This is a genomic window from Streptomyces sp. NPDC050508 (assembly GCF_040655155.1).
In the GTDB taxonomy this organism is placed as follows: Bacteria; Actinomycetota; Actinomycetes; order Streptomycetales; family Streptomycetaceae; genus Streptomyces.
Genome location: NZ_JBFAJJ010000011.1, coordinates 276,721 through 302,821 on the forward strand (window position 1 = coordinate 276,721; position 26,101 = coordinate 302,821).

Genomic DNA, 26,101 nt, shown 5'->3' on the forward strand with positions numbered 1-26,101 from the left:
CTAGCCCAACGACGAGCACGGCCTGGGCGACACCGGCCTCGGCGGCCGTACCAACTGCTTCACACCGTCATTGGTGGATTTGGTGGTTAGGTTTTTCCACACACCCGACAGGAGAGACACCGTGACCAGTTCGACCCCATGGCAACAGCGACTGTCCACCGGCACGGAAGACATCCAGGACGAGGTGATCACCTGGTATCAACAGACCCGGCACGGCAAGGCGTACGTCCCCAACATGATCTGGGGCACGCTCCAGACCGAGGCGTACGCGAGTGTGATCCTGCGCCGCGTCGTCGACTTTCTCGGAGTTCCGGACGACGTACCGGCGGGAGTGGCCAAGCGCATGGAGCGGCAGCAGGTTCTGTACGACGGTGAGCACCGCTACGACGTGGTCATCGGCGAACAGGCCCTGTACACGAACGTAGGGGGCGGTCAGGTCATGCGCGAGCAGTTGGAGCGGCTCCTCCGCGAGATGGACCTCCCCTCGCTCGGCCTTGGAATCCTCCCTGCCACCGCCGAGTTCGGCATCGTGCCCATGCCCGGATTCAACTTGCACGAGGACCGCGTCCACTACGAACTCGTGTCCTGCGGCGTGGACATCACCGACGCCGGTGAACTGGCCCTTCACCACAAGGCGTTCGATGCGCTCAGCGGCGCGGCATGCTACGGAGACTCGGCAAGGAGTCTGATCAACAAGGCCCTCGCCTTCTGGAGCAACGCCTGATCGTCAGCGGCGTCGGCGAGAGGGAGTGAAGCGCCCTGGCGCCTGATCACATTCCTACCGCGTACGACCTGGACGGCGTGCATCCGCCCACTGACCGGTCAGAGCTCCGGAGCCAGCAACGTAAGCCGAAGCACCGCCGCGACCGCCAGCCCCGCCGGAATCGCGTACCACCACCTGCGAACCCATCCCGCCTTGACGAACACCCAACTCAGGCCCGCTGTCACAGCCGTGAGCGCCAGGGCGAAGCCGGCCGCGAAGTCCGAGTGGGCGACCGTTTCGCTGTCCCAGGGGCCTGCGGGGTCGGCCATGTACGCGAGGAGCGTGAAGTACGCCGCCACCAGGTGTCCCGAGGTTAGAAGCAGGGCGCAGATCGCGGGCACGATACGGCCGCGCGAGGTCCGGTCCGCCTGCACGTCGGCGTAGGGGGTCGGGGGGCGGACAGGGCTGGTCACTGCAGGGCCTCCTTGGCGTCGTCCAGTTTGCGGTCGAAACCGCGACCCTGAGCCTGGGTGGCGGAATCCCCATAGTAGGAACCGCCGTTGCCTCGCCAACGCGTCCTCCTTGAACAGCTCGCGCGTGCCCGCACCGCCAAGTAAGAGATCTACGTGAACCGCCGAGAGCCCCTCCCGCCGCTCCCGAACTCGTGTGTAGCCTCCTCCCTTGTGTTGATCGGTGATCTTTCAACTGCCGTTCTACGCGCGAAGATTCACCGCAAGCAGCACGCACTCCCCACGCACGCACACGCATACCCGCACCCGCACCCCCTGTTCACTCCACCCCCCACTCATGGAATCCCCCCACTCACGGAGGTTCACCGGATGCTCGGCCTTGTCACGTCCACGTCACGCCGTAAGCTCACGACCGCTCTCGCAGTGTTCGGCATGCTCGCCACGGGCGCTGCCGTTCAGGCGGCCACCGTCACGCCCGCGCACGCGGCCACCACGCACCGCGTCCTGTTCGACGACGGGCACGCCGAGGAGGCGGGGAACGCGGACTGGATCATCTCGACCAGCAAGCCCGACCCGCTGTCCCAGGACTCCTCGCCGTCCTCCGACAAGGACTGGACCGGGGCGTTGTCGTCGTGGGGCATCGCCCTGCAGCAGACCGGTGACTACAGCCTGAAGACCGCCACCAGTGCGCTCACGTACGGCGGTTCGTCGACGACCGACCTGTCGAACTTCGACACGCTGGTCCTCCCCGAGCCGAACACGCTGTTCACGACCGCCGAGAAGGCCGCGATCATGAAGTTCGTCCAGAACGGCGGCGGGCTGTTCATGATCTCCGACCACACCGGCGCCGACCGCAACAACGACGGCTACGACGCGGTCGAGATCCTCAACGACCTGATGACCAACAACAGCGTCGACTCGACCGACCCGTTCGGCTTCTCCATCGACTCGTTGAGCATCAGCTCCGGTTACCCGGCCGCGATCAGCGACAGCACCAACCCGGTGCTGCATGGTTCGTTCGGCACGGTCACCAAGAGCCTCATCGCCAGCGGTACGACGGCCACGCTGAAGCCCGCCGACAACTCCGCCGTCAAGGGCCTGCTCTACCGCTCCGGTTACTCCGGGAACACCGGCGCCTTCTTCGCGACCAGCACCTTCGGCAGCGGCAAGGTCGCGTTCTGGGGCGACAGTTCGCCGATCGACGACGGCACCGGCCAGTCCGGCAACACGCTCTACGACGGCTGGAACGACACAGGCGCCACCAACGCCGCCCTCGCCCTCAACGCCACGGAGTGGCTCTCCTCGTGAGCCGCACCAGCAAGTAGCGGTGCGGGTGCGGGGCCGGGGAATCAACTCCCCGGCCCCGCACCCGTTTCTAAGGCAGTGTGGAGAGCGCCGCCGGTCCAGGGGCGGACTCCGCCCCCGTCGCGCTCTCCGATTCCGGCCGCCCTCGGCCCCGTTGGCGGACAACCAGCGTCCACACGCCCGCCGCCACCGCCGCCACCACAAGCGCCGTCAGCATCCCCGTCGTATGGGATCCGGCGCTGTCGGCCGCCCGTGCCACCGGGTTGGGCAGGCCCAGGCGGTCCGCCAGCCAGCCGATCGCCGCCGTGGCGGTGATGACCGCGCCGCCCAGCCGCAGCGCGGGCTGCACACGCAACCTCGCAAGGACCAGCAGCGACGGCAACGCCAGGCAGACCAGCAGGAGTTGGACCAGCTCGATGCCCAGGTTGAAGGCCAGGAGGCTGGTCGCCAACTGGGCTGTGGACAGGTGCATTTCGGCGAGTACGAAGGAGAACGCCATGCCGTGGCCCAGGCCGAAGACACCCGCCACGATCGCTTCCTTGCCGGGGAAGAGAGGTCTGATCGCGTGTACCGCGCCTACCAGGATGCTGGCCGCGATGAACGCCTCGACCGGTCGGCCGGGGATCTCGAAGCGGGTGAGGGCGGTGGCGGCCAGCGCGACGGAGTGGCCGATGGTGAAGGCGAGGGTGATGCGGCCGATGCGGCCGAGCGCCGCGCGGGGGCCCGCCAGGCCGCCGTTCCAGCGTCCGCCGGCCGCCAACAGGGGTGCGGGCAGCAGCAGGATGAGCAGGAACAGCAGGTGGTCGGTGCCGGTGAGGATGTGGTTGCCGCCGAGTTCGAGCATGGCGACGAAGCCGCGCCACGCGCTGCCCTTGCCGAGGTCGACGGTCAGTGGCGGGACCTTCATGTGCCGGACGTCGAGGCGGATGGTGCCGACCTGTGTGGCGCCGTCGCCGGTGACCCGGCCTGCCGCCCAGTCCTGACGGACCGACACAAGTGTTATGTGGGTGACTACTTGGTGCACGATCACGTCGTAGTCGAGAGTGAAGTGGCGTATGTCGGCGCCCGCCGGCGGGGTGAGTACGGCCTTCGCGATCAGCTCGCGGTACGGGCCGGTGGAGGTCTGTTCGGTGCGGCTGAGGCTCAGCGTGCCGATGGTGACCTGCCACGCCTCGCCCTTGAGGGTGGTCGGGTGGATGTGGGCGGCGAGGTAGGTGCGGATCGCCGCGGCCTTGGTGGGGAGGGCGGTCGGCTTGATGGTGTTGAGGTCGATGCCGCTGGCCGTGGTGAAGTCGCCCACCGGCAGGGCCAGTCGGGCCGTGACCGAGTCCTTGTACACGTCGAGCTGGACCACTGAGTGCGGCATCGGATGCGCGGCGGCCGGCGACGCTCCGAGCAGGAGCGCCGCCGGTACCGCGAACGCGATCCCGGCCACCAGGCGAAGTAGCGCTGTGGTCAGCCAAGTTCGCGGTCGGGTCATGAGAAGGTGAACTCGCTGCCGTAGTCGCGGGTGTGGTCGCGGTACACGGTGTGGTAGTGGACCTTGCCCTGGAAGACGAGGCCGTTCTGGCAGACGAACTCGATCCACACGCCGGGGCCGTCGATGCGCACGTAGTCGCCCTGGGTGTCGAGGGCGGTGCCGCCGGAGTAGCCGACGTAGGTCTCGTTCAGCTCGTGCGCGTACGTCTTCATGAGCTTCTTCGCGGTGGCGTCGTCCACGTTGGCGATCCAGGGGTGGATGGCCTTCAGGACCAGCTGCTTCTGCTTCGGCGACAGCGAGCTGACCTTGATGCCCTCCTTGGTCGCGGGGAACTGGCCGTCCTCGCCCGGGCCGAGGAGTACGTCGCTGAACGACTCGGACAGCTTGGCGGTGGCCAGCTGTTCCGTGCTCAGGCTGGCGGTCAGGGCGAGCATGCCGTTGCGCTGCTTCTCCAGGGGCGCGTACGTGGTGCCGTCGTCGGCGGTCCAGCTGCTGGGCTCGACCCCGACGAAGAACGGGCTGGCGCCTGCCACCTTCCCCTTCTTGTAGGTCTCGTTCACGGCGAGGTGGTGACCGCCGAAGTGCAGCTGCCAGGTACCTGTCACCGAGGGGGTGCCGAGGAACGCGAGGAAGTAGATGCCGCTGCCGTAGCCGCCCATTCCGCCGCCGGCGCCGCCGGACGGCGGGGTGCCCGTCGGGACGTCGGTCGGGGCGTCGGTGGCCGTCGAACTGGCGGACGGGTCGGCCGTGGCGGTGGCGGACGGGTCCGCGGAGGCCGTGCTCGACGCGGTGTCCGACGGCGCCGGACCCGCGGAGCTGGTGGCCTGTGCGGCGTTGAGCACGTCGTCGGCCTTGAGGATCTGCGTGATCTGGTCGTACCCGGTGCCCTTGCCGGTGCCCGTGGCGAGCTTCACCACCTTCAAGGCGGCGGCGAGTTGGGTGTCCGTCAGGGAACCGAGCTGGATGCCGGTACGGCAGGACGAGCCGCACGGGAGGTTCGACCACGCGGTCGCGTTCGCCTGCGAGAAGTCCAGCAGCACCTCCGCCTGCTGGTCGGCGTCCAGCGTGTTCAGGAACTCGTTGGCGGCGCTGACCACGGCACCGGTACCGGTGGCCTTCTTGTCGACCGGGCGCTTGACGCCTGCGGCCGATTTACCGGTCTGGGTGTCCGTCGACGCATTCGCCACGGCAAAACCGCCGCCGACCAGCACCACCGCCGTGACGGCTCCGGCTATTCCACGCCAGGTCCGTCTCGTACGCACCAGACGGGTTCTTTCTTTACTCACGGACCACTCCTTCAATTCCAGAAAGATGTCCCGGCCGCATGGGCAGCACCCATCGCCGCTCGTCAGCGGTGGCAGGCCGGGGTGAGACACGCAGGGGGCGGCGCCGGTCGGCCGCTCGCGCGATTGTTGACAAGATTATCGACGTTCTTACGTGAATCTCAATGGATCGCCAGGTGGGTAAAATAAGTTTCAGGTCGCACAGCTACGCGATATGAATTCAGAGAATTCGCTTAAGTATTTGACAGGCTGCCCTTATCGCCTGAATAGGGTTTCCTGCTATTGCGGGTGAGAGATGATCGCCGCGCACGCTGGGCTCGTCGGTGGGTACGGCGTGGCCCGCTGGACCAGGAAGCGGCAGCTCGGCGGGGTCGTACTGGCCGCGGCCGGGGCGCTCACCGTCGCCTACGTCGCCAGCGCCGTCGCCCTCGCGTCCTGGGCGGTCGCGGACCGGCGCGCGTGACCTCATGGCGCGGAGCGTCCGTTACGGCCTTTCAGCATCGGTGGGCCGACAGCAGCCCCTCCGTCGAGTCCTCCTCGCACGGCCGGAATCGCCGCCCCACCGACGAGGCCACCAGCACCCCCGCCCCGATCACCAGCGTCGCGAACGCCCATTGCAGGGGCCATTCGGTCTCGTCGGGCCAGTTGTCGTAGCCCTGCGGGTGCGAGATGTACATCAGCGTGGCCGGGGGCACCGCCACCAGCAGCAGGGGCCAGGCCAGGTCGTCGCGGCGGCCGAAGTACGCCGCCAGGAGCAGTAGGAGCACCGCGAGGACCAACGCACCCGGGCCGGACGCCCCCGTCCAGGCGACGCAGACGAGATACGCCGCCGAAGCGAGCGCGGCGCCGAGTGCGCGGGTCAGCCAGCGTTCCGGCCAGGGGCGCGTCCGCAAGGGGCTCAGCAACTTCTCGGTCATGTGTACGAGGGTTCCGTGTGCGCGAGGGCCGCGACAGAGTACGGGTACTCAGATGCCGATCGCGCCCGTCGCGGCTGCTATACCCCCACCACCCGCGACACCGTGTAGATCAACAACCCCGCCAACGACCCCACCACCGTGCCGTTGATCCGGATGAACTGCAGGTCACGGCCGATGTTCGCCTCGATCTTGCGGGTCGTGTGCTCCGCGTCCCAGCCGGCCACCGTGTCCGTGATCAGGGAGGTGATCTCCTTGCGGTACGTCGTGACGACGTACACCGCCGCGCCCTCCACCCAGCCGTCCACCTTCGCCTGGAGCTTCGGCTCCACGGCCATCCGCGCGCCCAGCGACAGCAGCGACGCCCGCACCCGCAGCCGTAGCTCACTGCGCTCGTCCTCGGCGGCCGACACGATCATCGAGCGTACGGACGTCCAGGCGCTGGCGATCAGGTCCTGGACCTCGCCGCGGCCGAGGACCTCGCCCTTGAGGCGCTCCACGCGCGCGCGGGTCTCCGTGTCGGACTGGAGGTCGGCGGCGAAGTCGCCGAGGAAGCGGTCCAGGGCGCCGCGGGCCGGGTGGGAGGGCATGTCGCGCATCTCGGTGACGAAGCGGAGCAGTTCCTTGTAGACGCGCTCGCCGATGCGCTTGTCGACGAACCTCGGGGTCCAGCCGGGCGCGCCGCCCTCGACGGCGTCCATGACCTGCTCGTCGTGCAGGACCAGCCAGTCGTGCGCGCGGGCGACGATCAGGTCGACGACCCGTTTGTGACCGCCGTCGGCGACGATCTTCTCCAGCATCTTCCCTATGCCGGGCGCGATCTCCTGCGCGTCGGCGCGGCGGGTGATCGCCTCGCCGACGACCGCCTGGACGTCGGAGTCCCGCAGCACCGTGAGGGCGCCCCGGAGCGCAGCCGACAGTTCCGCCGTCACGCGGTCCGCGTGGTCCGGTACGGCCAGCCAGGCGCCGAGGCGGCTACCGATGCCGACCGCGCGCAGGCGTTGTCGTACGACCTCCTCGGAGAGGAAGTTCTCACCGACGAACTCGCCCAGGGAGACGCCCAGTTGGTCCTTCTTGGTGGGGATGATCGCGGTGTGCGGGATGGGCAGGCCCAGCGGCCGGCGGAAGAGGGCGGTGACGGCGAACCAGTCGGCCATCGCGCCGACCATGCCGGCCTCGGCCGCCGCGGCGACGTAGCCCGCCCAGGGGCCGGCGCCCGAGTTCGACGCCCACTTGGCGAGCACGTACACGACGGCCACGAAGAGCAACAGGGCGAGCGCCGTCAGTTTCATCCGGCGTACGCCGCGCTGCTTCTCCTCGTCGGCGGCGCTGAACGTGGTCATCGTGCGGCGCGACGCCTCGCCCTGGGGCCCCGCTTCTGTCCGTTCCATCCGCTCCACCCGTTCGCCGGTACCGTGCACATTGTCCCTTCCTGACCGACTCCTGGGACGGGACAGGAGTTCCCACCGTCACTCGAACGGGCAAAATGGCAGGACCCTGCCACTCACCCGAGGAGATCCGCACCGCGTGACCAAGCGCCATGGTTATGCCCTGCTGTCCGCGATCGTCACCTTGATCGTGGTCCTTTCCGTCTGCATATACGTCGGGGCCTCCGCCGGTGACGGCACAACCGGCGACGACGGGAAGAACTCCGCCGGAGGCCGCTCCTCGCACAGCTCCGCCGCCCCCGCCTCGACCGGCACCTGGGTCGGCGCCTGGTCCGCCGCCCCGGTGGGCGGTGAGCCCGGCACGGAGACGACCGGCATGGCGGGCCGTACGGTGCGCAACGTCGTCCACACGAGCGCCGCCGGGACGAGCGCCCGGATCACCCTGTCCAACCTCTACGGGCAATCCCCGCTCACCGTCACCCACGCCTCGATCGCCGTCGCCGCCGGTGACAACAGCTCCGCCGCGGCCACCGGCACGATGCGCAGGCTGACCTTCGGCGGCGCGACCTCCGTCACCGTCCCCGCCGGGCAGCAGGCACTCAGCGACGCCGTGCGCCTCCAAGTCCCGCAGGGCGCCGACATGTTGGTCACCGTCTACGCCCCCACCGAGTCGGGCCCGGTCACCTACCACCCGTACGCACGGCAGCTCTCCTACCTCGCCCCCGGCGACCGCACCGAGGACGCGACCGGCACTCCGTACACCCAACGGACCGCGGTCTGGCGCTACTTGACCGCGCTGGACGTGTTGAGTCACGACGCGCACGGCACGGTCGTCGCGTTCGGCGACTCGATCACCGACGGGTCCACCTCGACGGAGAGCGCCAACCGCCGCTGGCCGGACGCCTTTTCGGAGCGGTTGCGCTCGGCCGTGGCCGCCGGGCAGGACGTGCCCCGCTACAGCGTCGTCAACGAGGGCATCAGCGGCAACCAGATACTCACGAGCCAGGCGGGCCGGCCCGCCGAGAACCAGAACGGCCTCGCCCGCTTCACCCGTGACGTGGTCGGCCGCCCGAACGTCAAGGTCGTCGTCGTCGACCTCGGCGTCAACGACGTCCTGCACGGCGCCGCCGCCGACCGGGTCCTCACCGGCCTGCGCACCCTGGTCCGCCAGGCCCACGCCCACGGCATCAAGGTCATCGGCGCGACCCTGATGCCCTTCGGCGGCTACCCCCGCTACTCGGCGGCCCGGGACGCCGTACGCCAGAAGGTCAACGCGGGGATCAGGAGCGGCACGGTGTACGACGCCGTCGTCGACTTCGACAAGGCGCTGCGCGACCCGTACGCCCCACGCAGGTTCGCCTCCGAGTACGACTCGGGCGACCACCTCCACCCCAGCGACCGGGGCTACCGGAAGATGGCCCACACCATCGACCTGTCGGACCTCGAAGGGGCGGTTCCGGCGGAGCTGTGAGCGGGCCGCCGTCCGAAATCCCCCTGAAAGAGCCTCAGTCCCAGTCCCGGTGCCTGCGCTCCCGCCGCTCCCGATGACGCTCCCGGCGCTCCTCGTGCCGTTCCCGCCGCTCCTCGTGCCGGCGCCGCATCGCGTCGCGGTGCTCGTCCATGGCCTCACGGTGGGCGTCGTGCAGGCCGGACAGCGCGTCGTGGTGGGAGCCGTAGAGCTGCTTGGCGGACGAGCCGCGCTCCAGCTTCTCCTGCCGCCGCTCCTCCTTGAGGCGCTGCCGTTCCGCCCTCGGCAGCTTGCGTTCCACGCCGACCCCGCCCCAGAAGGCGAAGCCCGTGATGATCACGCGTGGGGCGCCCGGGTCGCCCGGCACGCCTTCCTGGCTGTGGTCGAAGCCGCCCATGATGCCGATGCCGCGTACGACGACCTCGACGCCCGGCGGCACGATGATCTGCGCGCCGCCCATGATCGCGATGCAGTTGATCTCGACCTCGCGGTCCGCGAAGTTCGCCTCGCGCAGGTCGATCTCGCCGCCGCCCCAGAAGGCGACGGCGGTGAACCGCTTCGGGACCGTCCAGCGTCCCTTGCGCTGGAACCCGGACATGATGGCCACCGCGGCGGTCGAGGACCCCTCGCCGCCGACGATCCGCCCGGCCCAACTCCCGCTGTCCACCGGCTCCTTGACCATGTTCACCGGCGGCGGGGTAACACCGGCGACCGGCAGGTCCCGGGTGATGGGCGTCAGTTCGCCGTACGTCCGCGCCTTGTACGTCGCCTCCAGCCGCTCCTCGAACTCCTCCATGTCGAGGCGGCCCTCCGCGACGGCGTCGCGCAGCACCTCGGCGACTCGCTCACGGTCGGCGTCGGATGCGCGGAGCTCCGGGACTGCGTCGTCGGTCATGTACAGCAGCCTACGAGGTCACTCCGCGCAGGGCTATGAGGTGACTTCACCCCGGGCTACGAGACCGCTTTCTCCGCCTGCTCCGCGTACATCTTCGCGATGACCGCCTCGATGTCCGGCTCGCGCACCGAGAGGTCCACCATCGGATACTCCGCCGCGATCCGCGCGACCAGCGGAGCCGCCGACTCCGACGCCGGGAACGCCAGCCACTGCCGGGGGCCCTCCACCTTCACGACCCGCGCGTCCGGCACCTCGATCGGCGGCAACTCCCGTTCCAGGTCCACGACCAGCGTCCGCTCGCTCTCCCCCGCCTCGTGCAGACCCGCAAGGGGACCGTCGTACATCAGGCGCCCGTGGTCGATGACCATCACGCGGGAGCACAGCTGCTCGATGTCCTGGAGGTCATGGGTGGTGAGGAGGACCGTGGTGCCCTGCTCGGCGTTCAAGTCCCGCAGGAACTCCCGGACTTTGGCCTTGGAGATGACGTCGAGGCCGATGGTCGGCTCGTCGAGGTAGAGCACCTCGGGGTCGTGCAGCAGGGCCGCCGCGATGTCCCCGCGCATCCGCTGGCCGAGGGATAGTTGGCGCACGGGGACGTCCAACAGGGCGCCCAGTTCGAGGAGTTCGACACAGCGGGCGAGGTTCTCGGCGTAACGGGCGTCGGGGATGCGGTACATGCGGTGCATCAGCTTGTACGAGTCGATCAGCGGGAGGTCCCACCAGAGGGTGGTCCGCTGGCCGAAGACCACGCCGATGCGGTGCGCGAGCCGGGTGCGCTCGCGGGACGGGTCGATGCCGGCCACCCGCAGCCGGCCCCCGGACGGGGTGAGGATGCCGGTCAGCATCTTGATGGTGGTCGACTTCCCGGCGCCGTTCGGACCGATGTAGCCGACCATCTCACCGCGCGCCACCCCGAAGGAGATCGAGTCGACGGCCCGCACCTGCCGCCGCTCCCGCTTCATGAACCCGGTCTTCTTGCGCACGTCGAAGACCTTCTCGACGCGGTCCAGTTCGATGAACGCCTGCTCTGTCACCGTCAACTCCCAGTACTTCGGTAAGACTTGAGCCCGGCGCGCCACGCCAGCCCGGCCAGCGCGCAGAAGGCGAGTGCCACCAGCGGCGACGCGAACTCCGCGCCCGGCGGCAGATCCAGCGGGTACGGCCGCCCCAACACATAGGAGGCGGGCACCCAGTTGACGAAGGCGAGCGGCAGCATGAAGGTCACGCCCCGCACGAAGTCCTTGCCGAACACAACCGGCGGATACTGCAGCAGCGTGGTGCCGCCGTACGTGAACGCGTTCTGCACCTCGGCCGCGTCCTGCGCCAGGATCTGGAAGGCCGCGCCCGCCACGAACAGCGCCCCGAAGATCGCCGCACCGCAGACCAGCATCATCGGCACCAACAGCACCTTCCCGGCAGTCCAGTTGACGTCGATGTGGAGCAGCGCGTACCCCAGCACCAGCCCGCCCTGGGTGATCCGGCCCAGACGGCGCAGCGCGAACCGGTCCGCGCCGATCTGCGCCAGCACCGGTGCCGGGCGCACCAGCAGCGTGTCGAAGGAGCCGTCGCGGATGCGGGCGCCGAGCACGTCCATCGAGCCGAGGACCAGGTCGGAGATGCCGAACGCGGTCGCCGACAGGCCGTAGAGGAAGGCGACTTCGGGCAGTGACCAGCCGCCCAGGGAGTGGACCTGCGAGAACATCAGCAGGATCGTGGCGAAGTCGAGGCCGGTCACCAGGAGGTTGCCGATCACGGTGATGACGAAGGACATGCGGTAGGCCATGCTCGACCGGATCCACATCCCGGCGATCAGCCCATAGGCACGCAACCCCTCGCGCCAGCGCGGGAGTTCGCCCATCCGGTACTCGCTCCGGTACTCGCTCCGGTGGGTCGTCTCAACCACCCTGCACCACCACCCTCCGCGTCGCCGCCGACTGCATCAGCCGCCCCGCCGTGAGCAGCACCACCGCCCAGGTCGCCTGGAAGGCGTACGCGTGGAGCGGATCGGTCTTCCCCATCAGCACATCCGCGGGCATCTGGATCTGCGCCGCCCACGGCAGCGCCCGTACGACATCGCCGAGCGCGCCCGGGAAGGCGTTCAGCGGGAGCACCATGCCCGAGCAGAAGATCCCCAGGATCATCATGGTCTGGTTGATGCCGGTGCCGTCCATCAGCCAGAACACGCTCAGGGCGGCGAGGTAGCGGATGCCGAAGCTGACGAGGATCGCGAGCAGCAGCGCCATCAGGAGGGCCGCCCAGGCGGTGACGTCCGTGGGCAGTGCCATCGGGAAGAACAGCGAGCCGAACACGAACGGGATCACTCCCCGCCCCAGCAGCTGGAACAGCGACCGTCCGAAGTCGCTTGCCAGCGACCACAGTTGGAGGTCGGCCGGCCGGTACAGGTCGACGGCGATGTCGCCCGTGCGGATGCGCTCCATCAGGTCCTTCTCGAACCCGCCGCCCTGGATCGCCAGCGTCGCGTACAGGCACTGCCCCAGCCACACATAGGTCACCGCCTGCGCCTGGTCGTACCCCCCGAGATGCGGCCGCTCGTCCCACAGCGCCAGATACGTGTAGACGAGGACCACACCGAAGACCGTGTTGGTGAACACCCCCGCGAGCGTCGCCGCCCGGTACGTCGCGTACCGCCTGAAACCCCCCGCCGCGACGGCCGCGTACAACCGCCCAGCGCCCACAGAAACCAACCTCCACCCCGTCTTGACACCGAAGCGCAGAAGCCTAGTCCGCAGGTGGTGACGCACGCCACGCATTTTCCGGGCAAGTGCGTGCCGATCGGCGGGAACGGAACGCATGGTGCGAGAGTCTTCGTCTGGGGGCGCAGAAGCGCACAAGGCCGTACAGGAACGTACGCGAGGGCGTACGCGCCACGTACGACGCGAAACAGGAGTCCGTGCACGACATGAGCGACCAGCCGCAGCCGCAGCAGCCGAACCAGGGCTGGGCACCGAGAGAGCCGGAAGCGGCCGCCGCACCCGAGGCGCCCGGAAAGCCCGGAGGTAAGAAGCCCAAGCGGCCCAAGCGCACCGGATGGCGGCGGATCATCCCCACCTGGCGCATGACGCTCGCCGGGTTCATCGCGCTCCTGGCGCTGCTGATCGGCGCGTTCTACCTCGGCTACTCGCTGGTCAAGATCCCGCCGGCCAACGCGCTCGCCACCAAGCAGTCCAACGTGTACCTCTACGCGGACGGCTCCCAACTGGCCCGCGACGGCGAGGTCAACCGGGAGAACGTCGGCCTCGCCCAGGTCTCCGCGAACGCCCAGCACGCCGTACTGGCCGCCGAGGACCGCGACTTCTACTCCGAGTCCGCCGTCGACCCGAAGGCGATGGTCCGCGCCGCGTGGAACACCGCGACCGGCAAGGGCACCCAGTCCGGCTCCACGATCACCCAGCAGTACGTCAAGAACTACTACCTGGGCCAGGAACAGACCGTCACCCGAAAGGTGAAGGAGTTCTTCATCTCGATCAAGCTGGACCGCACGGAGTCCAAGGACGAGATCCTGGAGGGCTACCTCAACACCAGCTACTTCGGCCGCAACGCCTACGGCATCCAGGCCGCCGCCCAGGCCTACTACGGCAAGGACGCCGCCACGCTCGACGCGGGCCGCGGCGCCTACCTCGCCGCGCTCCTGAACGCGCCGAGCGAGTACGACGTCGTAGCGCATCCGGAGAACAAGGCCGCAGCGGTGGCCCGTTGGAACTACGTCCTCGACGGCATGGTCAAGAAGGGCTGGCTCACCCAGTCCGCGCGCACCGGCATGAAGTTCCCCATGCCGAAGGAGGCGACGGCCTCGACGAGCATGTCCGGGCAGCGCGGTTACATCGTCACCGCGATCAAGGACTACCTCACCACCAACAAGATCATCGACGCGGACACCCTCGAAGCCGGCGGCTACCGCATCACCACCACCCTCCAGAAGAGCAAGCAGGACGCCTTCGTGAAGGCCGTCAACGACCAAGTCATGTCCAAGCTCGACAAGAAGAGCCGCAAGGTCGACAACTACGTGCGCGCGGGCGGAGCTTCAGTCGATCCCAAGACCGGCCGAATCGTCGCGATGTACGGCGGCATCGACTACGTCAAGCAGTACACGAACGGCGCGACCCGCGGCGACTTCCAAGTCGGCTCCACCTTCAAGCCGTTCGTCCTCGCCTCGGCCATCCAGAACGGCTCGCAGACCCAGGACGGCCAGACCATCACACCGAACACCTACTACGACGGCACCAACAAGCGCCCCGTGGAAGGCTGGAGCGGCGGCTCGTACGCCCCCGAGAACGAGGACCAGGCCTCCTACGGCGACATCACCGTCCGTACGGCGACCGACAAGTCCGTCAACTCGGTGTACGCGCAGATGGCGGTCGACGTGGGCCCCGACAAGGTGAAGCAGACGGCCATCGACCTCGGCATCCCGTCCGACACCCCCGACCTGACCGCCACCCCGTCCATCGCGCTCGGCCCCTCCACCGCGAGCGTCCTCGACATGGCGGAGGCGTACGCCACGATCGCCAACCACGGTGAGCGTGCCCCGTACACGATGATCTCGAAGATCACCAAGGACGGCACGGACCAGGTCAAGCTGCCCGCCCAGAAGACCACCAAGGCCATCAGCCGCGAGGCCGCCGACACCACGACCTCGGTCCTGCAGAGCGTCGTCGACAACGGCACGGCCACCGCGGCCCAGGGCGCCGACCGCCCGGCGGCCGGCAAGACCGGCACGGCGGAGGAGGACACGGCGGCCTGGTTCGCGGGCTACACCCCCGACCTCGCCACCGTCGTCTCGGTCATGGGCCAGGACCCGACCACCGCAGCCCACAAGTCGCTCTACGGCGCGATGGGCCTCGAACGCGTCAACGGCGGCGGGGCGCCCGCCGAGATCTGGGCCCAGTTCACCAAGTCCGCCCTCAAGGGCACCGAGGCGAGCGACTTCGACCTCCAGCTCCAGGACGGCGCCGAGACCGTCGCACCCCCGAGCCTGCAGCCCTCCCAGCCGGCGACGACGGGCAACCAGGACAACGGCGGCACGACGACCACCGGCGGCCCGAACACCCAGGGCCAGACACAGGGCGGCCAGACGGGCGGCGGTACGACCACCACGGGTGGCGGCACGACGACCGGCGGCACGACCACGGACGGCACGACGACGGACGGCGGCACGACCACCACCGGCGGCACGACGGGCACGACCACGGACGGCACGACGACGACCGGCGGCACGACAGGCACCACGACGGACGGCACCACCGACGGCACGACGACCGCGGGGACGACGGCGGGCCCGCAGAGCACGGCGCGAAAGAAGGAGTGACCAGCTCCCCCGGACGTACATGCTGACCGGGGGCGCACGGCAGAAGGGGCTGGTGACCGTGGTCACCAGCCCCTTCGAGGCTTGCTGCTACAGGTACGCGTCCTACAGATACAGACCGGTCGAGTCCTCGGACCCCTCGAAACGGTCGGCGGCTACGGCATGCAGATCACGCTCACGCATGAGGACGTAGGCGATCCCCCGCACCTCGACCTCGGCACGGTCCTCGGGGTCGTACAGGACCCGGTCGCCGGGCTCCACGGTCCGCACGTTCTGCCCCACCGCGACCACGTCGGCCCAGGCCAGCCGGCGCCCCACGGCCGCCGTCGCGGGAATCAGGATCCCGCCGCCCGAACGCCGCTCGCCCTCGCTCTTGTCCTGCCGCACGAGCACACGGTCGTGCAGCATCCGGATGGGCAGCTTGTCGTGCTGGGTGCTCTGCTCGTCTCTCTTGGCGCTCACGCCCACGAACCTACCTGTCCTGGACGCGCCCGTACGCGGGCGGGTCGCCCACGGTTTCAGCCCTTACGACCGTTACGACGCCGGGACCCGAGAACGAGCAGCCCCACGACGCCGACGGCGACAAGGGCGACAGGAACGATCCGCTCGATGCGCGGCGCACCCTCTTCGTCCACGAACTGACCCTTGACGTCACTCACGACCCGGTTGACGCCGACGTACGCCCTGCCGAGGGTGTGATCGATGGTGGACGCGACCTTGGCCTTCGCGTCGCCCACGATGGTCTTCGGGTGCACCCGCACCCCGATCTCGTCGAGCGTGTCGGCGAGGACATCGCGGCGACGCTTGATGTCCGCCTCGATCTGCGCCGGGGTTCTGGTGTCCGGCGTGTTCGACGTGTCCGCCACCGTACGGCCTCCGAAGTCTGCTGGTACTTGTGCCGGACAGTCTGTCAGCTCTCGGGCGGAGTGCACTGTCAGCACCCCCGGTTACGCTAGCGCGATGAGTGAACGACTCCAGCCCGGGGACGTTGCCCCCGCCTTCACGCTCCCCGACGCCGACGGCAACGAGGTGTCCCTCGCCGACCACAAGGGCCGCAAGGTCATCGTCTACTTCTACCCGGCGGCCCTGACCCCCGGCTGCACCAAGCAGGCCTGCGACTTCACGGACAACCTGGACCTGCTGACGGGCGCCGGCTACGACGTCATCGGCATCTCCCCCGACAAGCCGGAGAAGCTCGCCAAGTTCCGCGAGAAGGAAAACCTCAAGGTCACCCTCCTCGCGGACCCCGACAAGAAGGTCCTGGACGCCTACGCGGCCTTCGGCGAGAAGAAGAACTACGGCAAGACCTACATGGGCGTGATCCGCTCCACGATCATCGTGGACGAGTCCGGCAAGGTCGAACACGCGCTGTACAACGTACGGGCGACGGGCCACGTGGCAAAGATCATCAAGGACCTGGGCGTCTAGGCCATCTGCTGCTTTCCGTACCCGAACGAGATCCACACATCGGGAGGCAGGTCGGCCCGCCCCGGCACCGGCCTGCGCTCCTCGCCCCACTCCCCCGGGGCGAGTTCTTCGCCGACCCGCCGCCAAAACCGCACGGCCCCGGGATTGGCGTCCTGAAAAGCGACCTCCCAGTTCCCCGGATGCCGCGCGACAACATCCCGAACGGCCCGCAACCCGACCCCGGCCCGCCGGGCACCGCGCACGACGAAGAAGCTGTTGAGGACGCGGGTGGGTGAGCTGACCGCCCGCACGAACGCGAACCCGACGGGATGCCCGCCACTCACGAACAGATACGGCGCCCAGTCCCCATCCCCGCCATCGAACGCCGCGTCCACCCGCTCACTGCGGAACGCACCGTCCGGGTTGGGCAGTTGAGACAGCCCTCCGGGCGCGAACTCGGACAGGTCATGCCGGAACATCAGCCAGAGCCGCTCGATGGTGGAGCGGTCGGCGGGGGTGGCTGGTCGTACGTGCACGTGTGCCGTTGCCATGAAAGAGGTCATGAAAAAAACCTCCCGGGCGGACAAGGGTCCGCTCCTGGAGGCTTCAGCGGCCCACAGTCTACCAACTGCTTTACATTTCGGGCGTGACTGTCCGATAAGCCTCTCGTTACTCCATTCGAGGCCACGAACGTGTGGTCGAGATCGGAGGGGAACGTGGCAGCCAGGTACACCCGCCAACTACTGGAAGAGGCGGCTCGCCGCACGGGGCACATCGATGACGCGGTCCGATGGTGCGGGGGCAGTCCCACACCTGGCAGCAGGCGCTATCTGCGCCAGAAGATGGCCGAAGCGGACATCGACATCTCCCATTTCGCGACGAACCAGGTTCGCCATACCGAGGAGCTGCTTCGGGCGGCCGTGGCGACGTCGACCAGCATCAAGGACGTCGTACGGCACCTCGGGATCAGCCAGGTCGGCGGTAATCAGACCCACATCAGTCGCCGTATCGCCGCTCTCGGAATCGACACGAGCCACTTCGTGGCCGTACGACGAGGGCGTCCCAAAGGCTCGCTCGGGGGCGCTCTTTGTCTCCGCTCCGCAGAGGACGGAAGAGTGCCGGGCGACCGCCTGCGCCGCGCGCTGCTCCACACTGGCGTCGAAGAACGCTGTGTCATGTGCGGCACGGAGCCGGAGCGGAACGGTCTGCCGCTTCGGCTTGAGGTGGACCACATCAACGGCGACTGGTGGGACAACCGCCGGGAGAACCTCCAGTTACTGTGCCCCAACTGCCATGCGGTGACGGACACTTACCGAGGCCGCAAGCGGAGGGCCCGGGGATGAGTTCCACGAAATACACGCGCGACCTGCTCGCCCGTACCGCAGCCGCCTCCGCGAGCCTCGTCGATCTGATGCGCAGACTGAACGCTCCGATGGGCAGCACGCCACGCAACTACCTGCGCGGAAGGCTTGAGCACTATGGGATCGACACCTCGCATTTCATCGACGAGCCAATGCCCGAACGAGAGCGGCGAAGCTACTCGAAGGCACTTCTGCAGGAAGCCGCGGCCTGTTCTTCCAGCATCCGGGAGATGTTGGAGTCCATGGGCTTCGATCCGCGTGACAGTCCGTACAGCCACATCCGCAAGAGGCTCGACCAGTTCGGGATCGACACCTCGCACTTCGTCAGCGGGCGCAGATACGGTCCGGGAATCCTGCCGTACGACCGGCTCGCTCCTGCCGTGGCCTCGTCCCGGAGCATTGCGGGTGTCCTGAAGCTGCTCGGCATCGTCGACAACGGGGCAGCGCGCGAGCGCCTCAAGAGGAGCGTGGCGGCCCACGACGTGTCGGTCGGACATTTCGTCGGCCAGGGACACCGCCGCGGCGTTCCCGGCAAGGACCGCAAGTCCGCCGCCCAGATCCTGGTGCGGCTGGAATCGGGTGCGTCCCGTACCAAGACGGTGCAACTGCGGTGGGCACTCGACGACCTGGGCGTCCCGCACATCTGTGAAAGCTGCGGTATCGGTGACGTGTGGCAGGGAAAGCGGCTCGTTCTGGAGATCGACCACATCAACGGAGACCGGTTGGACAACCGGCGGGAGAACCTGCGGTACCTGTGCCCGTCCTGTCACAGCCAGACGAAGACCTTCTCGAATCGATCTCCGCGTACGCCCTGACAGAGGCGCACAGTAGAGTAAGCAACGCTGTGGGCCCGTACCCCAGCTGGCTAGAGGGCGCCGGTTTAGGTCCGGTGTGTCGTGGGTTCGAGTCCCACCGGGCCCACTTTGTGAAGTGGCGCGCCACCGACTTCGGGGCGCGCCCTTCTACCCTCAGCCCAACAACTCCCGCACCACCGGCACCAACGCCCGAAACGCCTTCCCCCGATGGCTGATCGCGTTCTTCTCCTCCGCCGTGAGTTCCGCGCAGGTGCGCGTCTCCCCCTCCGGCTGGAGGATCGGGTCGTAGCCGAAGCCGTTCGTGCCGACCGGCACATGCCTCAGCAACCCGCGCAGCTGGCCCTCGACGACCCGTTCCGTGCCGTCCGGTAGGGCGAGGGCCGCCGCGCAGGCGAAGTGGGCGGCCCTGTGTTCGTCCGTGATGTCCGACAGTTGGGCCAGGAGCAGGTTCAGGTTGGCCTTGTCGTCGCCGTGTGTGCCGGACCAGCGGGCCGAGAAGATGCCGGGGGCGCCGTTCAACACGTCCACGCACAGGCCCGAGTCGTCGGCGATCGCCGGGAGGCCCGTTGCCCGGGCCAGGGCGTGGGCCTTCAGGAGTGCGTTCTCCGCGAAGGTCACTCCCGTTTCCTTGACGTCGGGGATGTCGGGGTAGGACTCGGCGCCGACGAGGTCGTGGGGCAGGCCCGCGGTGGCGAGGATCGACCTCAGTTCGGTGATTTTCCCGGCGTTGCGGGTGGCGAGGATCAGGCGTGTCATGCCGTTCAGTATTCCAACGTCCGCTGTACGCCTATGACGTGCAGACCTTCGTCAACTCGCCCGCCGCGTCCGTGACCGGGCTGATGTCGGGGGTGTTGTCGCCGTTCTTGACGGCCGTACGGACGTTGTCGACGGCCTTGTCGAGGTTGTCCACCGCTTTGTTGACGTCGGCGTTGTCGGTCTTGTCGCCGATCTTGTCGAGGTCCTTCTCGATGGAGTTGAGGGACTTGTCGGTCTGGGTGGGGTCGTTGGCCGCGTTCTCCACCGCCTGTTGGAGGCCGGTGACGCTGTCGGCGATGGTGTCGGCGGTCTGGACGCAGTCGATGGCCTTGTTGACGGCGTCGCAGCCGGTGGTGAGCCCGGCGGTCAGACCGATCACCGCCACGGTGGCTGCTATGGCGATACGGCGACGACTGCGACTGCGTCGGCTTGCGGCGGCCATGGTTTGGTGTCCTCCCCCTGGGTTCGGCCTCGGTGGCCGGCCCCGTTTCCGTTCCGTATGCGTAGGGACGCAGGGGCGGGCCGCCGGGTTGCCCCCGCAGCCCGCCTCTCTTTGTACGTCCTTTACCTGTCCGGCCAAGCCTCTTACTTCTCCAGCGCGGCCTCAAGTGCCTTTCGCTGTACGGCGGTCAGCTCGTCGCAGCCGGCGACCGCCAGGTCGAGGAGCGCGTTGAGTTCGTCGCGGGCGAAGGGCTCCGCCTCGGCCGTGCCCTGGACCTCGACGAAGCGGCCGTCGCCGGTGCAGACGACGTTCATGTCGGTCTCGGCGCGGACGTCCTCCTCGTAGCAGAGGTCCAGGAGCGGGACTCCGCCCACGATGCCGACCGAGACCGCGGAGACCGTGCCGGTCAGGGGCTGGCGGCCGGCCTTGATCAGCTTCTTGCCCTGGGCCCAGGCCACAGCGTCCGCCAACGCCACATACGCGCCGGTGATGGCCGCCGTACGGGTGCCGCCGTCGGCCTGGAGGACGTCGCAGTCGAGGACGATGGTGTTCTCGCCGAGGGCCTTGTAGTCGATGACCGCGCGGAGCGAGCGGCCGATGAGGCGGCTGATCTCGTGGGTGCGGCCGCCGATCTTGCCGCGGACGGACTCGCGGTCGCCGCGGGTGTTGGTGGCGCGGGGCAGCATGGAGTACTCCGCGGTGACCCAGCCCTCGCCGCTGCCCTTGCGCCAGCGCGGGACGCCTTCGGTGACGGAGGCCGTGCAGAAGACCTTCGTGTCGCCGAAGGAGACGAGGACGGAGCCCTCGGCGTGCTTGCTCCAGCCACGTTCGATGGTGACGGGGCGGAGCTGTTCGGGGGTGCGGCCGTCGATTCGAGACATGGCGAAGAGCCTAGTGGTAGACGGCGAAGGGGCTCCTCCCGCATCGGGAAGAGCCCCTCGGAAGTGCGTTTGCGGGACTTACATCAGGTCTTCGATGTCCGCCGCGATCGGGTCCGCGTCCGTGCCGATGACGACCTGGATCGCCGTGCCCATCTTGACGACGCCGTGGGCGCCGGCCGCCTTCAGGGCGGCTTCGTCGACCAGGCTCGGGTCCTTCACCTCGGTACGGAGGCGGGTGATGCAGCCCTCGACCTCTTCGATGTTGTCGATGCCGCCCAGCCCGGCAACGATCTTCTCAGCCTTGGTGGCCATGGTGTTCTCTCCCTGATCCGAACCGCTTTGTCGCAGTAACCCACAGTTGGCCCAGCTTCGCGAGCGGTCATGTCGTGCGTGCCGAATGATGGTCAATGATCACGTCGCCAACTGGTCTACACCACATTACCGAGGGGCGTCCATGAGTGCCGACAGTGCCGCCGCAAGTCCTGGGCGCACCCATTGGAACAACCTGTTCCAGGGGTTGCAGAAGATGGGTCGCAGTCTCCAACTCCCCATCGCCGTACTGCCGGCCGCCGGCATCCTCAACCGGCTCGGGCAGCCGGACGTGTTCGGGGACGACGGGCTGGGGTGGACCAATGTCTCGAAGGTGATGGCGGGTGCGGGCGGTGCGCTGCTCGACGGGTCGCTCGGGTTGCCGCTGCTGTTCTGTGTGGGTGTCGCGATCGGCATGGCGAAGAAGTCGGACGGGTCGACGGCGCTGGCCGGGCTGGTCGGTTTCCTCGTCTACTACAACGTGCTGCACCAGTTCCCGAAGGACTGCACGGGCGGCGCGAAGTCGGTGCCCGGGATCGGGTGCCAGGCCGCCGATCACACGGTCTCGGCGTTCACGTACCAGAACCCGGGGGTGTTCGGCGGGATCGTGCTGGGGCTGCTGGCCGCGTTCTTCTGGGTGCGGTTCCACCGTACGAAGCTGGTGGACTGGCTCGGCTTCTTCAACGGGCGGCGGCTGGTGCCGATCATCATGGCGTTCGTCGCCATCGCGGTCGCGGCGGTGTGTCTGTGGATCTGGCCGCCGATCGGCAGCGGCCTTGAGCACTTCAGCGACTGGCTGAGCGCCCGGGGTGCCGTGGGTGCGGGGGTGTTCGGTCTCGCCAACCGGGCGCTGCTCGTCGTAGGGCTGCATCAGTTCCTGAACGTGCCCATCTGGTTCCAGTTCGGCAGTTACACCAAGCCGGACGGGACGGTGGTGCACGGTGACATCAACATGTTCCTGGCGGGTGACCCGAACGCGGGGCAGTTCACCTCGGGCTTCTTCCCCATCATGATGTTCGCGTTGCCGGCGGCGGCGCTCGCGATCGCACACTGCGCGAAGCCGAGCCGCCGCAAGGAGGTGAGCGGCCTGATGCTCTCGGTCGCGTTGACCTCCTTCGTCACCGGCATCACCGAGCCGATCGAGTACTCGTTCCTGTTCATCGCGCCCGTCCTCTACGCCGTCCACGCGGTGCTGACCGGTGTGTCGATGGCGGTGACCTGGGGGCTCGGGGTGCACGACGGGTTCAGCTTCTCGGCCGGTCTGATCGACTACGCGATCAACTGGAACCTGGCGACGAAACCGTGGGCGATCATTCCGATCGGGCTGTGCTTCGCGGCGGTGTACTACGCCATCTTCCGGTTCGCGATCACGAAGTTCGATCTGAAGACTCCGGGGCGGGAGCCGGAGGGTGAGCGGGAGGACGTCACCAAAGCCTGACGGCGTAAGGGAGTTGAGCCCTCGGACCATCGGTCCGGGGGCCTTTTGGCGTGCGGACGGCCGTGTACGTGGCGTAGCGATTCGGTCGCAGATTCAGCGGGTTCCTTTATGCGGACTTCATCTGCTACAACAGGTCTACACCACTGAGTGGTGTAGACCACCACCCGATGGAGGAAGTCCATGAGCACTGCCACCGCGCCAACGGCGGCACCCCCAAAGAAGTGGGGATCCGGCCTGTTCCAGGGCCTGCAGAAGATCGGTCGCAGCCTACAGCTCCCGATCGCTGTGCTTCCGGCGGCGGGCATCCTGCTCCGGTTCGGCCAGGCCGACATCCACGACAAGCTGCACCTGCCGGACAAGGTGACGGCGGTCTTCGCCACCGCCGGTGGCGCGATCTTCGACAACCTGCCGCTGCTGTTCTGTATAGGTGTCGCGATCGGCTTCGCCAAGAAGTCCGACGGCTCCACCGCCCTCGCGGCGCTCGTCGGCTTCCTCGTCTACAGCAATGTGCTCAAGGCCTTCCCGGTCACGGACGCGCAGATCCTCAAGGGCGCGGACGTACCCGCGACCTACAACAACCCCGGTGTCCTCGGCGGCATCATCATGGGTCTGCTCTCCGCGGTGCTGTGGCAGAAGTTCCACCGGACCAAGCTGGTCGACTGGCTCGGCTTCTTCAACGGCCGCCGTCTCGTCCCGATCATCATGGCGTTCGTCGGCACGCTCATGGGTGTCTTCTTCGGCCTGATCTGGAAGCCGATCGGTGAGGGCATCTCGAACTTCGGTGAGTGGATCACCGGTCTCGGCGCGTTCGGTGCCGGTCTGTTCGGTCTGATCAACCGCGGGCTGATCCCGGTCGGCATGCACCAGTTCGTCAACTCGGTGGCCTGGTTCCAGATCGGCGACTTCACCAAGCCGGACGGGACGGTCGTGCACGGCGACCTCACCCGCTTCTTCGCCCACGACCCCACCGCCGGACAGTTCATGGCGGGCTTCTTCCCGATCATGATGTTCGGCCTGCCGGCCGCCGCGCTCGCCATCGCGCACACCGCCCGCCCCGACCGCCGCAAGGCCGTCACCGGCATGATGATCTCGCTCGCACTGACGTCCTTCGTGACCGGCGTGACCGAGCCCATCGAGTTCTCGTTCATGTTCATCGCCCCGGTGCTGTACGCGATCCACGCGGTGCTGACCGCCCTGTCCATGGCGATCACCTGGGCGCTCGGTGTCCACGCGGGCTTCACCTTCTCGGCCGGCTTCATCGACTACGCGCTCAACTGGAACCTCGCCACCAAGCCCTGGCTGATCATCCCGATCGGTCTGGTCTTCGGCGCGATCTACTACTTCGTCTTCCGCTTCGCGATCACCAAGTGGAACCTCCCCACCCCGGGCCGCGAGCCCGAGGAGGAGATCGAGGACCTCACCAAGGCGTGAGCCCTTCACAACACCCGATGCCCGGCCCGGAGTTCACCCCGGACCGGGCATCGTCGTGTGCCGGCCCGCTCACACCGTGAGCACGATCTTTCCGCGCACCGACCTGTTTTCACTCCTGCGGTGTGCCTCGGCCGCCTCGGTGAGCGGGAGGGTCAGGCCGATGCGGGTCCTCTTCTTCCCGTCGGCGACATCGGCGAGGATCCGCGCCAGCAGCGCGCCGTCGGACTGCGCACTGACGCGACGTACGTCGACCCCGCGCTCCGGTTCGGGGGCGGGTACGACCGCGATGACGACGAAGACACCTCCGTCGCGCACCGCGTGGATCAGGTCACCGCCGATACCGGCGGGGTCCACGACGAGGTCGACCCCGCCGGGCACCGACTTCCGTACCGCGGCGGCGAGTTCCCCGGCGTCGCGCGCCCGGCCGAGGACGATGTCGGCGCCGAGGCCCTCGACGTACTTCTCGTCACCGTCCGACGCCACGGCGACGACCTTGGCGCCGCGGCCGGCCGCGTGCTGGACCGCCCACCCGCCGATGGCGCCGCTCGCCCCGGTGACCAGGACGGTCTGCCCGGCTTCGAGCCCACCCAGGTCGAGGGACTGCCAGGCGGTCTCGGCGGTGATCGGGACGGACCCGGCGGTGACGTCGTCGACCCCGGCCGGGATCTCCGCCAGAAGGGCGGGGTCGATCGAGACGACCTCCGCGTACGTGCCCTCCTGGTTGACGAACCAGGGCGCGAGCCCGGCGACCCGGGTGCCGGGGGCGAACGGTCCGTCGCCGTCGATGACCGTGCCCGCGAGGTCCGCGCCGAGGATGAACGGCGGTGCCAGGTCGGGCAGCACCTGGCGCAGCCATCCCGCGCGGGCCGCGAGGTCCGCCGGGTTCACCGAGGTCGCCGTCACCCGGACCCGGACCCGTCCGGCGCGCGGCGCGGGTTCGGGGATCTCGGTCACGGTGAGCACCTCGGGCCCGCCGAAGTCGTACTGCTGAATCGCCTTCATCACAGCCTCTTCTCTGCGAGATCCGGGTCCTCGCAAGACCTGCTCTGATTTGCTTGCGGAAGCAAGCTTACGGCTATCAACTTGCCCCCGCAAGCAGTACGAGGGAAAGGGACGGTCGCTCAGAAGCTGAACGCCCAGGCACCCGAGCACGGCAAAGCCCCTCGCAGCCGAGAGAAACGGGCGGGCTGCGGGGGGCCTTGTCAGATCTCGTACGACGCTCTCGGCGCCGCCAGTTCCACCGGGCCGTCGTAGAACTCGCGCGCGTCGGCCAGGTTGGCCTGGGGGTCCGTCCACGGGGGGATGTGGGTGAGGACCAGGCGGCGGACGCCGGCGCGGGTGGCCGTCTCGCCGGCCTCGCGGCCGTTGAGGTGGAGGTCCGGGATGTTCTCCTTGCCGTGGGTGAACGCGGCCTCGCACAGGAACAGGTCGGTGTCCCGGGCGAGTTCGTCGAGGGACTCGGTGACGCCCGTGTCGCCGGAGTACGTCAGGGACCGGCCGCCGTGTTCGACGCGGATGCCGTACGCCTCGACGGGGTGGCGGACCCGCTCGGTGTGCACGGTGAAGGGGCCGACGTCGAACGTGGACGGCTTCACCGTGTGGAAGTCGAAGACCTCGCTCATGGAGGAGGCGGTGGGGGTGTCGGCGTAGGCCGTGGTCAGACGGTGTTCGGTGCCTTCGGGGCCGTAGACCGGGATGGGGTCGCAGCGGCCGCCGTCGTGGCGGTAGTAGCGCGCGACGAAGTACGCGCACATGTCGATGCAGTGGTCGGCGTGCAGATGGCTGAGGAAGATCGCGTCGAGGTCGTAGAGACCGCAGTGGCGCTGCAGCTCGCCAAGGGCGCCATTGCCCATGTCGAGGAGCAGCCGGAAGCCGTCGGCCTCTACGAGGTAGCTCGAACAGGCCGATTCCGCGGACGGGAACGACCCCGAGCAGCCGACGACGGTGAGCTTCATAAAGCAGAAACCTCCGCTGGCGGGTAACTTCTGGAGTTGGGTGACGGGGGTCGTGCGGTCCGTCGAGCGTAAGGCGCAAA

General features: G+C 68.4%; 27 protein-coding genes, 1 tRNA gene and 1 pseudogene. 11 read left to right on the plus strand and 18 right to left on the minus strand.

The window, feature by feature from the left end:
- Positions 1 to 121 precede the first annotated feature (121 nt).
- Positions 122 to 724, plus strand: coding sequence for a DUF5753 domain-containing protein (locus AB0I69_RS30150; protein ID WP_363098863.1), 603 nt, complete (start codon positions 122 to 124; stop codon positions 722 to 724).
- A 98-nt stretch (positions 725 to 822) separates the two neighbouring features.
- On the opposite strand, the gene AB0I69_RS30155 is transcribed toward AB0I69_RS30150, so the two are convergent.
- On the minus strand, positions 823 to 1,176 hold the full coding sequence (locus AB0I69_RS30155; RefSeq protein WP_363098864.1) for a hypothetical protein: 354 nt from the start codon (positions 1,174 to 1,176) through the stop codon (positions 823 to 825).
- Between the two features lie 366 nt (positions 1,177 to 1,542).
- On the opposite strand from AB0I69_RS30155, the pseudogene AB0I69_RS30160 reads away from it, so the two are divergent.
- Positions 1,543 to 2,475, plus strand: a pseudogene (locus AB0I69_RS30160) (hydrolase); the annotation flags it as partial.
- A 73-nt stretch (positions 2,476 to 2,548) separates the two neighbouring features.
- On the opposite strand, the gene AB0I69_RS30165 reads toward AB0I69_RS30160, so the two are convergent.
- Together AB0I69_RS30165 and AB0I69_RS30170 are read right to left on the minus strand one after the other, a co-directional pair.
- Complete coding sequence (locus AB0I69_RS30165) at positions 2,549 to 3,958, minus strand: HupE/UreJ family protein (RefSeq protein ID WP_363098865.1); 1,410 nt, start codon at positions 3,956 to 3,958, stop codon at positions 2,549 to 2,551.
- Entirely contained in the window at positions 3,955 to 5,244 is a 1,290-nt protein-coding gene (locus AB0I69_RS30170; RefSeq protein ID WP_363098866.1) for a DUF3500 domain-containing protein, read from the minus strand. Before AB0I69_RS30170 ends, AB0I69_RS30165 begins: the two co-directional genes overlap by 4 nt.
- A 292-nt stretch (positions 5,245 to 5,536) precedes the next feature.
- Between AB0I69_RS30170 and AB0I69_RS30175 the strand changes: the two genes are divergently transcribed.
- Complete coding sequence (locus AB0I69_RS30175; protein ID WP_363098867.1) at positions 5,537 to 5,704, plus strand: hypothetical protein; 168 nt, start codon at positions 5,537 to 5,539, stop codon at positions 5,702 to 5,704.
- A 31-nt stretch (positions 5,705 to 5,735) separates the two neighbouring features.
- Here AB0I69_RS30175 and AB0I69_RS30180 read toward each other — a convergent pair whose 3' ends face one another.
- The gene (locus AB0I69_RS30180) at positions 5,736 to 6,158 is read right to left on the minus strand and encodes a hypothetical protein (protein ID WP_363098868.1); all 423 of its coding nucleotides are present in this window, start codon (positions 6,156 to 6,158) and stop codon (positions 5,736 to 5,738) included.
- A 77-nt stretch (positions 6,159 to 6,235) separates the two neighbouring features.
- A complete protein-coding gene (locus tag AB0I69_RS30185; protein ID WP_363098869.1) occupies positions 6,236 to 7,546 on the minus strand; it encodes a DUF445 domain-containing protein in 1,311 nt (436 codons plus the stop codon).
- Positions 7,547 to 7,682: 136 nt separating this feature from the next.
- Here AB0I69_RS30185 and AB0I69_RS30190 point away from each other — a divergent pair, with 136 nt between their 5' ends.
- Positions 7,683 to 9,014 carry an SGNH/GDSL hydrolase family protein gene (locus AB0I69_RS30190; RefSeq protein WP_363098870.1) on the plus strand — a complete coding sequence of 444 codons (1,332 nt, stop codon included), beginning with the start codon at positions 7,683 to 7,685 and terminating at the stop codon, positions 9,012 to 9,014.
- A gap of 34 nt (positions 9,015 to 9,048) precedes the next feature.
- Here the strand turns inward: AB0I69_RS30190 and AB0I69_RS30195 are convergent, their stop codons facing one another.
- The 4 genes from AB0I69_RS30195 to AB0I69_RS30210 are packed head-to-tail and all read right to left on the minus strand — an operon-like array spanning position 9,049 to position 12,602.
- Positions 9,049 to 9,906 carry a DUF1707 domain-containing protein gene (locus AB0I69_RS30195; RefSeq protein WP_363098871.1) on the minus strand — a complete coding sequence of 286 codons (858 nt, stop codon included), beginning with the start codon at positions 9,904 to 9,906 and terminating at the stop codon, positions 9,049 to 9,051.
- A gap of 56 nt (positions 9,907 to 9,962) precedes the next feature.
- Positions 9,963 to 10,940 carry an ABC transporter ATP-binding protein gene (locus AB0I69_RS30200; protein WP_363098872.1) on the minus strand — a complete coding sequence of 326 codons (978 nt, stop codon included), beginning with the start codon at positions 10,938 to 10,940 and terminating at the stop codon, positions 9,963 to 9,965.
- A 2-nt stretch (positions 10,941 to 10,942) separates the two neighbouring features.
- On the minus strand, positions 10,943 to 11,764 hold the full coding sequence (locus tag AB0I69_RS30205) for an ABC transporter permease (RefSeq protein WP_363098934.1): 822 nt from the start codon (positions 11,762 to 11,764) through the stop codon (positions 10,943 to 10,945).
- Between the two features lie 37 nt (positions 11,765 to 11,801).
- Positions 11,802 to 12,602 carry an ABC-2 family transporter protein gene (locus tag AB0I69_RS30210; RefSeq protein WP_363098873.1) on the minus strand — a complete coding sequence of 267 codons (801 nt, stop codon included), beginning with the start codon at positions 12,600 to 12,602 and terminating at the stop codon, positions 11,802 to 11,804.
- 224 nt (positions 12,603 to 12,826) lie between these two features.
- On the opposite strand from AB0I69_RS30210, the gene AB0I69_RS30215 reads away from it, so the two are divergent.
- Positions 12,827 to 15,229, plus strand: a complete 2,403-nt coding sequence (locus AB0I69_RS30215; protein ID WP_363098874.1) for a transglycosylase domain-containing protein — start codon at positions 12,827 to 12,829, stop codon at positions 15,227 to 15,229.
- Between the two features lie 102 nt (positions 15,230 to 15,331).
- On the opposite strand, the gene AB0I69_RS30220 is transcribed toward AB0I69_RS30215, so the two are convergent.
- Together AB0I69_RS30220 and AB0I69_RS30225 are read right to left on the minus strand one after the other, a co-directional pair.
- A complete protein-coding gene (locus AB0I69_RS30220) occupies positions 15,332 to 15,688 on the minus strand; it encodes a co-chaperone GroES (RefSeq protein WP_026178110.1) in 357 nt (118 codons plus the stop codon).
- A 56-nt stretch (positions 15,689 to 15,744) separates the two neighbouring features.
- Complete coding sequence (locus AB0I69_RS30225; protein WP_363098875.1) at positions 15,745 to 16,092, minus strand: DUF3618 domain-containing protein; 348 nt, start codon at positions 16,090 to 16,092, stop codon at positions 15,745 to 15,747.
- 94 nt (positions 16,093 to 16,186) lie between these two features.
- Here AB0I69_RS30225 and bcp point away from each other — a divergent pair, with 94 nt between their 5' ends.
- The gene (gene bcp, locus AB0I69_RS30230) at positions 16,187 to 16,654 is read left to right on the plus strand and encodes a thioredoxin-dependent thiol peroxidase (protein WP_363098876.1); all 468 of its coding nucleotides are present in this window, start codon (positions 16,187 to 16,189) and stop codon (positions 16,652 to 16,654) included.
- Here the strand turns inward: bcp and AB0I69_RS30235 are convergent.
- Positions 16,651 to 17,196 (minus strand): GNAT family N-acetyltransferase, encoded by a 546-nt coding sequence (locus AB0I69_RS30235; protein ID WP_363098877.1) that lies wholly within the window; start codon positions 17,194 to 17,196, stop codon positions 16,651 to 16,653. The genes bcp and AB0I69_RS30235 overlap by 4 nt on opposite strands.
- A 153-nt stretch (positions 17,197 to 17,349) precedes the next feature.
- On the opposite strand from AB0I69_RS30235, the gene AB0I69_RS30240 reads away from it, so the two are divergent.
- From AB0I69_RS30240 to AB0I69_RS30250, 3 genes are all read left to right on the plus strand, one after another.
- Entirely contained in the window at positions 17,350 to 17,976 is a 627-nt protein-coding gene (locus tag AB0I69_RS30240) for an HNH endonuclease signature motif containing protein (RefSeq protein ID WP_363098878.1), read from the plus strand.
- Positions 17,973 to 18,809, plus strand: a complete 837-nt coding sequence (locus tag AB0I69_RS30245) for an HNH endonuclease (protein WP_363098879.1) — start codon at positions 17,973 to 17,975, stop codon at positions 18,807 to 18,809. Before AB0I69_RS30240 ends, AB0I69_RS30245 begins: the two co-directional genes overlap by 4 nt.
- 31 nt (positions 18,810 to 18,840) lie before the next feature.
- Positions 18,841 to 18,915, plus strand: a tRNA-Leu gene (locus AB0I69_RS30250).
- Positions 18,916 to 18,962: 47 nt separating this feature from the next.
- Here AB0I69_RS30250 and rdgB read toward each other — a convergent pair.
- The 4 genes from rdgB to AB0I69_RS30270 all read right to left on the minus strand — a co-directional run bounded on the left by rdgB (position 18,963) and on the right by AB0I69_RS30270 (position 21,236).
- Positions 18,963 to 19,565, minus strand: coding sequence for an RdgB/HAM1 family non-canonical purine NTP pyrophosphatase (gene rdgB, locus AB0I69_RS30255; protein WP_363098880.1), 603 nt, complete (start codon positions 19,563 to 19,565; stop codon positions 18,963 to 18,965).
- 31 nt (positions 19,566 to 19,596) lie between these two features.
- Positions 19,597 to 20,007, minus strand: a complete 411-nt coding sequence (locus AB0I69_RS30260) for a hypothetical protein (protein WP_363098881.1) — start codon at positions 20,005 to 20,007, stop codon at positions 19,597 to 19,599.
- A gap of 143 nt (positions 20,008 to 20,150) precedes the next feature.
- Entirely contained in the window at positions 20,151 to 20,888 is a 738-nt protein-coding gene (gene rph / locus AB0I69_RS30265; RefSeq protein WP_363098882.1) for a ribonuclease PH, read from the minus strand.
- A 78-nt stretch (positions 20,889 to 20,966) separates the two neighbouring features.
- Positions 20,967 to 21,236 carry a PTS glucose/sucrose transporter subunit IIB gene (locus AB0I69_RS30270; protein WP_078532317.1) on the minus strand — a complete coding sequence of 90 codons (270 nt, stop codon included), beginning with the start codon at positions 21,234 to 21,236 and terminating at the stop codon, positions 20,967 to 20,969.
- Positions 21,237 to 21,342: 106 nt separating this feature from the next.
- Between AB0I69_RS30270 and AB0I69_RS30275 the strand changes: the two genes are divergently transcribed.
- Both AB0I69_RS30275 and AB0I69_RS30280 read left to right on the plus strand, forming a co-directional pair.
- The gene (locus AB0I69_RS30275; RefSeq protein WP_363098883.1) at positions 21,343 to 22,635 is read left to right on the plus strand and encodes a PTS transporter subunit EIIC; all 1,293 of its coding nucleotides are present in this window, start codon (positions 21,343 to 21,345) and stop codon (positions 22,633 to 22,635) included.
- Positions 22,636 to 22,815: 180 nt separating this feature from the next.
- Positions 22,816 to 24,066, plus strand: coding sequence for a PTS transporter subunit EIIC (locus AB0I69_RS30280; protein ID WP_363098884.1), 1,251 nt, complete (start codon positions 22,816 to 22,818; stop codon positions 24,064 to 24,066).
- 69 nt (positions 24,067 to 24,135) lie between these two features.
- On the opposite strand, the gene AB0I69_RS30285 is transcribed toward AB0I69_RS30280, so the two are convergent.
- Positions 24,136 to 25,068 carry an NADP-dependent oxidoreductase gene (locus AB0I69_RS30285; RefSeq protein WP_363098885.1) on the minus strand — a complete coding sequence of 311 codons (933 nt, stop codon included), beginning with the start codon at positions 25,066 to 25,068 and terminating at the stop codon, positions 24,136 to 24,138.
- Between the two features lie 200 nt (positions 25,069 to 25,268).
- Complete coding sequence (locus AB0I69_RS30290) at positions 25,269 to 26,021, minus strand: MBL fold metallo-hydrolase (RefSeq protein WP_363098886.1); 753 nt, start codon at positions 26,019 to 26,021, stop codon at positions 25,269 to 25,271.
- Positions 26,022 to 26,101: the final 80 nt, after the last annotated feature.